The following is a 9,947-nucleotide window of genomic DNA, read 5'->3' as shown; positions in this document are numbered from 1 at the left end:
TCGGAGGCGAGCGGCGGGCCGTCGCCTCAGATCTGGGCCCAGGCCTTGTCGAGCACGGTGCGCAGGATCTGCTCCATCTCGTCGAAGTGCTCCTGGGTCGCGACGAGCGGGGGCGCGAGCTGGATGACGGGGTCGCCGCGGTCGTCGGCGCGGCAGTAGAGACCCTCGGCGTAGAGCGACTTGGAGACGAAGCCGTAGAGCAGGCGCTCGCTCTCGTCGTCGTCGAAGGACTCCTTGGTGGCCTGGTCCTTGACCAGCTCGATGCCGTAGAAGTAGCCGTCGCCGCGCACGTCGCCGACGATGGGCAGGTCCTTGAGCCGCTCCAGCGTGGCGCGGAAGCCGGGCTCGTTGGCGCGCACGTGCTCGAGCACCCCCTCCTCCTCGAAGGCGTCGAGGTTGGCCAGCGCGACCGCGCAGGAGACCGGGTGGCCGCCGAAGGTGTAGCCGTGGGCGAACCACTCGCTGCCGTGCAGGAAGGGCTCCATCAGCCGGTCGGAGGCGATCATCGCGCCGAGCGGGGAGTAGCCCGACGTCAGGCCCTTGGCGCAGGTGATGATGTCGGGCTGGTAGCCGTAGCGCTCGGCCCCGAACATGTGGCCGAGGCGGCCGAAGGCGCAGATGACCTCGTCGGAGACCAGGAGCACGTCGTACCGGTCGCAGATCTCGCGCACGCGCTGGAAGTAGCCGGGCGGCGGCGGGAAGCAGCCGCCGGCGTTCTGCACCGGCTCGAGGAAGACCGCGGCCACCGTGTCGGGGCCCTCGTTCTCGATCGCGACCGCGATCTGGTCCGCGGCCCAGAGGCCGTAGGCCTCGAGGTCGTCGCCGCCGGGACCCAGCGCGTGGGCGGGGGCGCGGTAGGCGTTGGTGTTGGGCACGCGGAAGGTCGAGGGCACCAGCGGCTCGAACTGCTGCTTGAGCAGCGGCAGGCCCGTGATCGACAGCGCCCCCTGCGTGGTGCCGTGGTAGGCGATCGAGCGGCTGATGACCTTGTGCTTCATCGGGCGGCCGGTGAGCTTGAAGTAGTTCTTGGCCAGCTTCCAGGCGCTCTCGACCGCCTCGCCGCCGCCGGTGGTGAAGAAGACCCGGTTGAGGTCGCCGGGCGCGTAGGACGCCACCCGCTCGGCCAGCCGGATCGCGGTCGGGTGGGCGTAGGACCACAGCGGGTGGAAGGCCAGCTCGCCGGCCTGCGTGGCCGCGGCCTCGGCCAGGTCGCGGCGGCCGTGACCGAGCTGGCTGACGAAGAGACCGGCCAGGCCGTCGAGGTAGCGCTTGCCGTGGGCGTCGTAGAGGTGCACGCCCTCCCCGCGCACGATCACCGGCACGTCGGCGGCCTCGTAGGACCCGTGGCGCGTGAAGTGCATCCAGAGGTGGTCCTTGGCGGCCTTCTGGAGGTGGTCGTAGTCAGGGAGCATGCGCTCATCGTGCGCGCTCCGAGGGGAGGTGTGCAAGCGGAATCGACGGTGTGAGCGGGTTTCCGTGACGGAATCCGTCGAATCCCGCCCGTCGGGCGTCAGGGCGCGACCGGCCCGGGGCTCTGGTTCACTGCAGCCATGACCTCGACGGTGTTCACCGGTGGGAGCCTCTTCGACGGCCACGAGCACGTGGGCGCCGTCGACGCGGTGGTGGTGCGCGACGGCGTCGTGACCGACGTACGCCGCGCCGGGCAGGGCCGCCCGCGCCCGGAGTCCGGCCAGCAGGTGGTGGACCTCGCCGGCGGGATGCTGGCCCCGGGGTTCGTCGACGCCCACGTGCACGCGGTGCAGGGCGGTCTCGAGCGGGTGCGCTGCGACCTCTCCGACGTCGGCACGCGCGAGGGCTACGTCGCGGCGGTCGCCGCCTACGCCGCGGCCCACCCCGAGCGCGCGTGGGTGCTCGGCGGGGGCTGGGCGATGGCCGCCTTCCCCGGCGGCACCCCGACCGCCGCCGACCTCGACGCGGTCCTGCCCGACCGGCCGGTGCTGCTGCCCAACCGCGACCACCACGGCGCCTGGGTCAACACCCGCGCCCTCGAGCTGGCCGGCATCACCGCGGAGACGCCCGACCCGCCCCACGGCCGCATCGAGCGCGACGCCGACGGCCGGCCCACCGGCACCCTCCACGAGGCGGCCATGGCGCTGGTCGCCGACCTCGCCCCGGCGACCACCGAGGCGGAGTACGACGCGGCGCTCCTCGCAGGGCAGTCCTACCTGCACTCGGTGGGCGTCACCGGGTGGCAGGACGCGATCGTCGGGGCCTACGCCGGCATGGACGACCCGGGGCCGGCGTACCTGAGGGCGGCGCAGCGCGGGGTGCTCACCGCCCACGTCGTGGGCGCGCTGTGGTGGGAGCGCGACCGCGGCCTCGAGCAGGTCGCCGACCTGGTCGCCCGCCGCGCCGCCTACAGCCACGGCCGCTTCCGCGCGACGAGCGTCAAGGTCATGCAGGACGGCGTGGCGGAGAACGGCTCGGCCTCCCTCACCGCGCCCTACCTCGACCGGTGCGGCCACCCCACCGACAACGCGGGGCACTCCTTCCTCGACCCCGCCGCCCTCACCGCGGCGGTCGCGGCCCTCGCGGCCGAGGGCTTCCAGGTGCACGTGCACGGCATCGGCGACCGCGGGGTGCGCGAAGCGCTCGACGCCTTCGAGGCCCTCGACGACGACCTGCGTCGCGCCGGGCGGCACCACGTGGCGCACCTGCAGCTCGTGCACCCCGACGACGTGCCGCGCTTCGGCGCCCTGGGCGTCGCCGCCAACCTGCAGACGCTGTGGGCCTGCCTCGACGAGCAGATGGTCGAGCTGACGCTGCCGTTCCTCGGCCTGGAGCGGGCCGGGTGGCAGTACCCCTTCGGCTCCCTGCACCGCACGGGTGCGCGGCTCGTGGCCGGCAGCGACTGGCCGGTCTCGACGCCGCACCCGCTCGAGGCGGTGCACGTCGCGGTCAACCGCTGGGCGCGCGACGAGGCGGGCCGCGGCGGCACCGAGGCCTTCCTGCCCGAGCAGGCGCTCGACCTCGCGACCTCGCTGGCGGCCTACACCTCGGGCAGCGCGTGGGTGAACCGCCGCGACGACGTCGGCGCCGGCACGGTGGCGCCCGGGGCGGTGGCCGACCTGGTCGTGCTCGACCGCGACCCGTTCCTCGGGCCCGTCGAGGAGGTCGGGGCGACCCAGGTCAGCTCGACCTGGGTCGACGGAGCGTGCGTCTTCGCGGTCTGAGGTCACGGTCACGACCGATTTCGCATCGGATCGGGCGGAGGTCTACAGATTCCGTTGTCTTCTGACTAGGCTCCGGTCATGGCCGACCAGACCTTCCAGAACGTTGTCAACGGCGAGCTCGTCGCCGCCGCCTCCGGCGCCACCTACGACGTGGAGGACCCCACGACGGGGGAGGTCTACGCCGCCGCGCCGCTCTCGGACGCCGAGGACGTCGACCGCGCCTACGCCGCCGCCGACCGGGCCTTCGAGACCTGGGGCGAGACCACCCCGCAGGAGCGGATGACCGCGCTGCTGGGCATCGCCGACGCCCTCGACCGGCGCAGCGAGGAGTTCGTGCGCGTGGAGTCGCGCGACACCGGCAAGCCGCTGGGCCTGACCGCCACCGAGGAGCTCCCGGTCGGCGTCGACCACTTCCGCTTCTTCGCCGGGGCGGCGCGGCTGCTGGAGGGCAAGTCGGCGGGGGAGTACATGGCCGACCACACCTCGTGGATCCGCCGTGAGCCGATCGGCGTCATCGGCCAGGTGACGCCGTGGAACTACCCGCTGATGATGATGATCTGGAAGATCGCCCCGGCGCTGGCCGCCGGCAACACCATCGTGCTCAAGCCCAGCGACACCACCCCGGCGACCTCGGTGCTGCTCGCCGAGCTGGCCCAGGAGTTCCTGCCGCCCGGGGTCCTCAACGTCGTGTGCGGCGACCGTGACACCGGCCGCCGGCTGGTCGAGCACCCGACACCGCAGATGGTCTCGATCACGGGATCGGTGCGCGCCGGCATGGAGGTCGCGGGGGCCGCGGCCGCCGACCTGAAGAAGGTGCACCTCGAGCTCGGCGGCAAGGCCCCGGTCGTGGTCTTCGACGACGCCGACGTGGAGCGCGCCGCCGCGGCCATCGCCGAGGCCGGCTACTTCAACGCCGGTCAGGACTGCACCGCCGCCACCCGCGTGCTGGTCGCCCCCGGGGTGCACGACGAGTTCGTCGCCGCGCTCACCGAGGCCGCCCGCGGCACCCGCACCGGACTCCCCGACGACGAGGACGTGCTCTACGGCGCGCTCAACAACGCCGACCAGCTGGCCCGCGTCAGCGGCATGGTCGACCGGCTGCCCGACCACGCCACGCTCCAGACCGGCGGTGCCCGCCAGGGCGAGCGGGGCTACTTCTACGAGCCGACCGTGGTCTCGGGGCTGCGCCAGGACGACGAGCAGGTGCAGACCGAGATCTTCGGCCCGGTCATCACGGTGCAGCGCTTCTCCGACGAGGCCGAGGCCCTGCGCTGGGCCAACGGCACGAAGTACGGGCTGTCGTCCTCGGTGTGGACCGCCGACCACGCCCGGGCCCTGCGCATGTCCAAGCGCCTCGACTTCGGCGTGGTGTGGATCAACACCCACATCCCCTTCGTCTCCGAGATGCCCCACGGCGGCTTCAAGCACTCCGGCTACGGCAAGGACCTCTCGGCCTACAGCCTCGAGGACTACACCCGGGTCAAGCACGTCATGAGCTACCACGGTGAGTGACCCGGTGAGCAGCCCCATGCGCATCCTCCTGGTCGGTGCCGGCGGCGTCGGCTCGGCCTTCGCGGCCATCGCCGCGCGCCGCGACTTCTTCGAGGCCCTGGTCGTCGCCGACTACGACGAGGCCAAGGCACAGAGCGCCGCCGCGATCGACGAGCGGTACGCCGCCGCGCGCGTCGACGCCTCCGACGCGGGCTCGGTGAGCGCGCTGTGCCGCGAGCACCGGATCACCCACGTGATGAACGCGGTCGACCCGGTCTTCGACATGCCGGTCTTCGAGGGCGCCTTCGCCGCAGGGGCCGACTACCTCGACATGGCGATGTCGCTCTCGCGACCGCACCCGGAGGCGCCGTACGAGCAGTGCGGCGTGAAGCTCGGCGACGAGCAGTTCGCGGTCGCGGGGGAGTGGGAGGCCGCCGGACGGCTGGCCCTGGTCGGCATCGGCGTCGAGCCGGGCCTGTCCGACGTCTTCGCCCGCTACGCCGCCGACCACCTCTTCAGCGAGATCGACGAGCTCGGCACGCGCGACGGCGCCAACCTCGTGGTCACCGACGACGACGGCAACGAGGTCTTCGCGCCGTCGTTCTCGATGTGGACCACGATCGAGGAGTGCCTCAACCCGCCCGTCGTCTGGCAGGACGGGCAGTGGTCGACCACCGCGCCCTTCAGCGAGCCCGAGGTCTTCGACTTCCCCGAGGGCATCGGGCCGGTCGAGTGCGTCAACGTCGAGCACGAGGAGGTGCTCCTCATGCCGCGCTGGATCGACTGCCGGCGCGCGACCTTCAAGTACGGCCTGGGCGAGGAGTTCATCTCCATCCTCAAGGCCCTGCACACCCTGGGCCTCGACCGCACCGAGAAGGTGCGCGTCAAGGGCGTCGAGGTCAGCCCGCGCGACGTCGTCGCCGCGGTGCTGCCCGACCCGGCCACCGTGGGCCCGCGGATGCGCGGCAAGACCTGCGCGGGGCTCTGGGTCACCGGCCTCGGCAAGGACGGCGCGCCCCGGTCGACCTACCTCTACCACGTGGTCGACAACGCCTGGACGATGCAGGAGTACGGCCACCAGTGCGTGGTGTGGCAGACCGCGGTCAACCCCGTGGTCGCCCTCGAGCTGCTCGCCACCGGCGTGTGGCGCGGGGCCGGCGTGTTGGGCCCCGAGGCCTTCGACGCCGTACCCTTCCTCGACCTGCTCACGGCCTACGGCAGCCCGTGGGGAATGAAGGAGATGGACTCGTGACCGACACCCAGCAGCACGCCCCGACCACCCCGACCGGCCCCGCCACCAACGTGGGCCTGCCGCAGGAGCGGCGCCTGGTCACCGCGATCCCCGGCCCGGCCTCGCTCGAGCGCCTCGAGCGCAAGAAGGCCTACGTCGCCGACGGCGTGGGCACGACCCTGCCCGTCTTCGTGGTCGCCGCGGGCGGCGGCGTCCTCGTCGACGTCGACGGCAACTCCCTCATCGACCTCGGCTCGGGCATCGCGGTCACCACGGTCGGCAACGCCGCCCCCGCGGTGGTCCGCAACGTCACCGAGCAGGTCCAGGCCTTCACCCACACCTGCTTCATGGTCACGCCCTACGACGGCTACGTCGACGTCGCGCAGGCCCTCGCCGAGCTCACCCCCGGCTCGCACGCCAAGAAGTCGGCCCTCTTCAACTCCGGCGCCGAGGCCGTCGAGAACGCCGTGAAGATCGCCCGCGTCGCCACCGGCAAGGACGCCGTGGCCGTCTTCGACCACGCCTACCACGGCCGCACCAACCTCACGATGGCCATGACGGCCAAGAACATGCCCTACAAGCACGGCTTCGGGCCCTTCGCCGGCGAGGTCTACCGCGCCCCGATGTCCTACCCCTTCCGCGACGGGCTCTCGGGCCCCGAGGCGGCCGCGCGCGCCATCGACGTCATCGAGAAGCAGGTGGGTGCCACCAACCTGGCCTGCGTCGTCATCGAGCCGGTGCAGGGCGAGGGCGGCTTCGTCGTGCCGGCCCCGGGCTTCCTGCCGGCGCTCTCGCAGTGGTGCACCGACAACGACGTCGTGTTGATCGCCGACGAGATCCAGTCCGGCTTCTGCCGCACCGGCGACTGGTTCGCCAGCGACCACGAGGGCGTCGTGCCCGACCTGGTCACCACGGCCAAGGGCATCGCCGGCGGGCTGCCGCTGGCCGCCGTCACCGGCCGCGCCGAGCTGATGGACTCCGTGCACGGCGGCGGCCTCGGCGGCACCTACGGCGGCAACCCGCTGGCCTGCGCCGCCGCGCTGGGCGCCATCGAGGAGATGCGCGAGCACGACCTCGTGGGTCGCGCCCGCGACCTCGGCGCGCTGATGACCGAGCGCCTCACCGCGCTGGCCGCCGAGCACCCCGTCGTCGCCGACGTCCGCGGTCGCGGCGCCATGATGGCCATCGAGCTGTGCGAGCCCGGCACGACCACCCCCGACGCCGCCCGCACCGCCGCCGTCGCGGCCCACTGCCACCGCAACGGCGTCGTGGTGCTCACCTGCGGCACCTGGGGCAACGTCTTCCGCTTCCTGCCGCCGCTGTCGATCCCCGACGCGCTGCTGCACGAGGCCTTCGACGTCGTCGCCGAGGCCTTCGCCGCCACCGCCCCCGACGCCGAGCCCGTCACCCCGGTCGCACCCTGACGGTGAGCCCGGCCGGGCCGCCCGTCGGACCGGTCGCGCGGCCGCTCGCGGGGCCGGTCGCGGGGCCCCGCGGCCGGCCCGGGCGCGACGGGGGAGACTGGCGCGTGTGAGTGAGCGTCGCGACATCGTCATCCTCGGCTCCACCGGCTCGATCGGCACCCAGGCCCTCGACCTCGTGCGGGCCCACCCCGACCGGTTCCGCGTGGTCGGGCTGAGCGCCGGGGGCGGCCAGCCCGAGCTGTTCGCGCAGCAGGTGGCTGAGCTGCGCCCGGCGTACAGCGGGCTGGGGGAGGAGGCCTCGGTCGAGGCCGCCGGCCTCGGCGCCGACGTCGTGCTCAACGGCATCACCGGAGCGGTGGGCCTGCGGCCCACCCTGGCCGCGCTGGAGTCGGGCTCGACGCTGGCCCTGGCCAACAAGGAGTCGCTGATCATGGCCGGCCCGCTGGTGCTGGCCGCGGCGGCTCCCGGCCAGGTGGTGCCGGTCGACTCCGAGCACTCCGCCGTCGCGCAGTGCCTGCGCGGCGGGGCGCGCGAGGAGGTGCGCCGGCTCGTGCTCACCGCCAGCGGCGGGCCCTTCCGCGGGCGCAGCCGCGAGCAGCTCGCCGAGGTCACCCCGGCCGAGGCGCTCGACCACCCCACCTGGTCGATGGGGCCGGTCATCACGATCAACTCCGCGACCCTGGTCAACAAGGGCCTCGAGGTGATCGAGGCCCACCTGCTCTTCGGCGTGCCCTACGACGACATCGAGGTCGTGGTGCACCCGACCAGCGTCGTGCACTCGATGGTGGAGTTCACCGACGGCTCCACGCTGGTGCAGGCCAGCCCGCCCACGATGATGATCCCGATCGCGCTCGGCCTGGCCTGGCCCGACCGGGTGCCCGGCGCCGCGGCCCCCGTCGACTGGTCGACGGCGCAGACGTGGCGCTTCGACCCGCTCGACGACGAGGCCTTCCCCGCCGTCGCCCTGGCCCGCGAGGCCGGTCGGCGCGGGGGCACGGCCCCCGCGGTCTACAACGCCGCCAACGAGGAGTGCGTCGCGGCCTTCCGCGACGGCCGGCTGGGCTTCACCGGGATCGTCGACGTGGTCGCTGCGGTGCTGCGCGGTCACGACGTACCCTCGGACGAGCAGCTCACCCTCGACGGCGTGCTCGCTGCCGACTCCTGGGCCCGTGAGACGGCCCGCGCCACGATCCGCTCCACGAGCCGAGGAAGCCGATGACCACCGCCCTGCTCTACCTCCTCGGCGTGCTCGTCTTCGTCGTCGCGATCCTGGTCTCGATCGGTCTGCACGAGCTCGGCCACATGATCCCGGCCAAGCGCTTCGGCGGGAAGGTGACGCAGTACTTCATCGGCTTCGGCCCCACCGTGTGGAGCAAGCAGGTCGGCGAGACCGAGTACGGCGTCAAGGCCATCCCGCTCGGCGGCTACGTCAAGATCGTCGGCATGCTGCCGCCCGGCGCCGCGCAGCTGGCCGACGAGACCACCGTCGACGCCGACGGCAACACCGTGACCCGCGTGCGCAAGTCCAACACCGGCATGTTCACCCAGCTCATCTCCGACGCCCGCGCGGCGGAGTGGGAGCTGGTGCGCCCCGAGGACAGTGACCGTCTCTTCTACAAGATGGCCTCGTGGAAGAAGATCGTGGTGATGGCCGGCGGCCCCACGGTCAACATCCTCATCGCCTTCTTCCTGTTCTGGATCGTCTTCGGCACCTACGGCACCCGCACCATCGAGCCCGAGGCCGGTGCGCCGGTCGTCGACACGGTCTCGCAGTGCGTCATCCCCTACTCCGACGAGGGTCGTGAGTGCGCGGCCGACGACCCGGCCAGCCCGGCCAGCGACGCCGGCCTGCGACCCGGCGACACCATCACCTCCTTCAACGGCACGGCCGTCACCGGCTGGGACCAGCTGCGCGCGCTGATCCGCGACAACGCCGACGGCGAGGCCGTCATCGGCTACGAGCGCGACGGCCGCGAGCTCACCGGCACGACCAGCACCACGGTGGAGACCCGGCCGACCTCGGAGACCGACGAGACCCTGCGCCAGGTCGGCTTCCTGGGCGTGACGCCCACCGTCGAGCTGGTCGTCACCCGGGGCGGCCCGCTCTACACCCTCGAGCAGATGGGGGTCATGGCCAAGGACACCGTGCAGGCCCTGGTCACCCTCCCGGTCAAGGTCTACGAGGTCGGCCAGGCCATCGTCGGCGTCGAGGAGCGCGCGGCCGACAGCCCGGTCAGCATCGTCGGCGGCGGCCGGATCGCGGGCGAGGTCAGCTCGGCCGAGCAGATCCCCGGCGGCGACAAGGTCGCCTTCTTGCTCTCGCTGATCGCCGGCTTCAACTTCTTCATCGGCGTCTTCAACTTCGTGCCGCTGCTGCCCCTCGACGGCGGCCACATCGCCAGTGCCACCTGGGAGTGGATCCGTCGCGGCGCCGCCCGCCTGCGCGGTCGGCCCGACCCCGGCTACGTCGACGCGGCCAAGCTCCTCCCGGTCGCCTACGTCGTCGCCTCCGCGCTGCTGGTCATGGGTGTCGTGCTCATCGTCGGCGACCTCGTCGCCCCCGTCGCCACGCCGTTCTGAGGCCCTGCGGGGTGCGCAGTAGCCTGG

Annotated in this window: 7 protein-coding genes; 6 read left to right on the top strand and 1 reads right to left on the bottom strand. The window is 72.9% G+C overall.

Annotated features, from left to right (window positions below; translation table 11 throughout):
* Positions 1–26: 26 nt before the first annotated feature.
* Entirely contained in the window at positions 27–1,412 is a 1,386-nt protein-coding gene (locus IR170_RS13815; RefSeq protein ID WP_193664943.1) for an aspartate aminotransferase family protein, read from the bottom strand.
* Between the two features lie 138 nt (positions 1,413–1,550).
* On the opposite strand from IR170_RS13815, the gene IR170_RS13810 reads away from it, so the two are divergent.
* From IR170_RS13810 to IR170_RS13785, 6 genes are all read left to right on the top strand, one after another.
* Complete coding sequence (locus IR170_RS13810; RefSeq protein ID WP_193664941.1) at positions 1,551–3,194, top strand: amidohydrolase; 1,644 nt, start codon at positions 1,551–1,553, stop codon at positions 3,192–3,194.
* A gap of 78 nt (positions 3,195–3,272) precedes the next feature.
* Positions 3,273–4,706, top strand: coding sequence for a gamma-aminobutyraldehyde dehydrogenase (locus IR170_RS13805; RefSeq protein ID WP_056862403.1), 1,434 nt, complete (start codon positions 3,273–3,275; stop codon positions 4,704–4,706).
* 4 nt (positions 4,707–4,710) lie between these two features.
* The gene (locus tag IR170_RS13800) at positions 4,711–5,937 is read left to right on the top strand and encodes a saccharopine dehydrogenase family protein (RefSeq protein ID WP_319805081.1); all 1,227 of its coding nucleotides are present in this window, start codon (positions 4,711–4,713) and stop codon (positions 5,935–5,937) included.
* Positions 5,934–7,340 (top strand): 4-aminobutyrate--2-oxoglutarate transaminase, encoded by a 1,407-nt coding sequence (gabT, locus tag IR170_RS13795; protein ID WP_228941789.1) that lies wholly within the window; start codon positions 5,934–5,936, stop codon positions 7,338–7,340. Before IR170_RS13800 ends, gabT begins: the two co-directional genes overlap by 4 nt.
* Before the next feature lie 106 nt (positions 7,341–7,446).
* Positions 7,447–8,559: a 1-deoxy-D-xylulose-5-phosphate reductoisomerase gene (gene dxr / locus IR170_RS13790; protein ID WP_319805080.1), complete on the top strand. Its 1,113-nt coding sequence runs from the start codon at positions 7,447–7,449 to the stop codon at positions 8,557–8,559.
* Entirely contained in the window at positions 8,556–9,920 is a 1,365-nt protein-coding gene (locus IR170_RS13785) for a M50 family metallopeptidase (protein ID WP_193664940.1), read from the top strand. Before dxr ends, IR170_RS13785 begins: the two co-directional genes overlap by 4 nt.
* Positions 9,921–9,947: the final 27 nt, after the last annotated feature.

Source organism: Nocardioides kribbensis, from assembly GCF_015070375.1.
GTDB classification, from domain to species: domain Bacteria; phylum Actinomycetota; class Actinomycetes; order Propionibacteriales; family Nocardioidaceae; genus Nocardioides; species Nocardioides kribbensis.
Note: the sequence above shows the minus strand (reverse complement) of the source record. Positions and strands in the feature narration are given on the sequence as shown.

Excerpts from the sequence above, each read along its gene's own strand:
- IR170_RS13815 (WP_193664943.1), bottom strand. The coding sequence starts at position 1,412 with ATGCTCCCTGACTACGACCACCTCCAGAAGGCCGCCAAGGACCACCTC.
- IR170_RS13810 (WP_193664941.1), top strand. The coding sequence starts at position 1,551 with ATGACCTCGACGGTGTTCACCGGTGGGAGCCTCTTCGACGGCCACGAG.
- IR170_RS13805 (WP_056862403.1), top strand. The coding sequence starts at position 3,273 with ATGGCCGACCAGACCTTCCAGAACGTTGTCAACGGCGAGCTCGTCGCC.
- IR170_RS13785 (WP_193664940.1), top strand. The coding sequence starts at position 8,556 with ATGACCACCGCCCTGCTCTACCTCCTCGGCGTGCTCGTCTTCGTCGTC.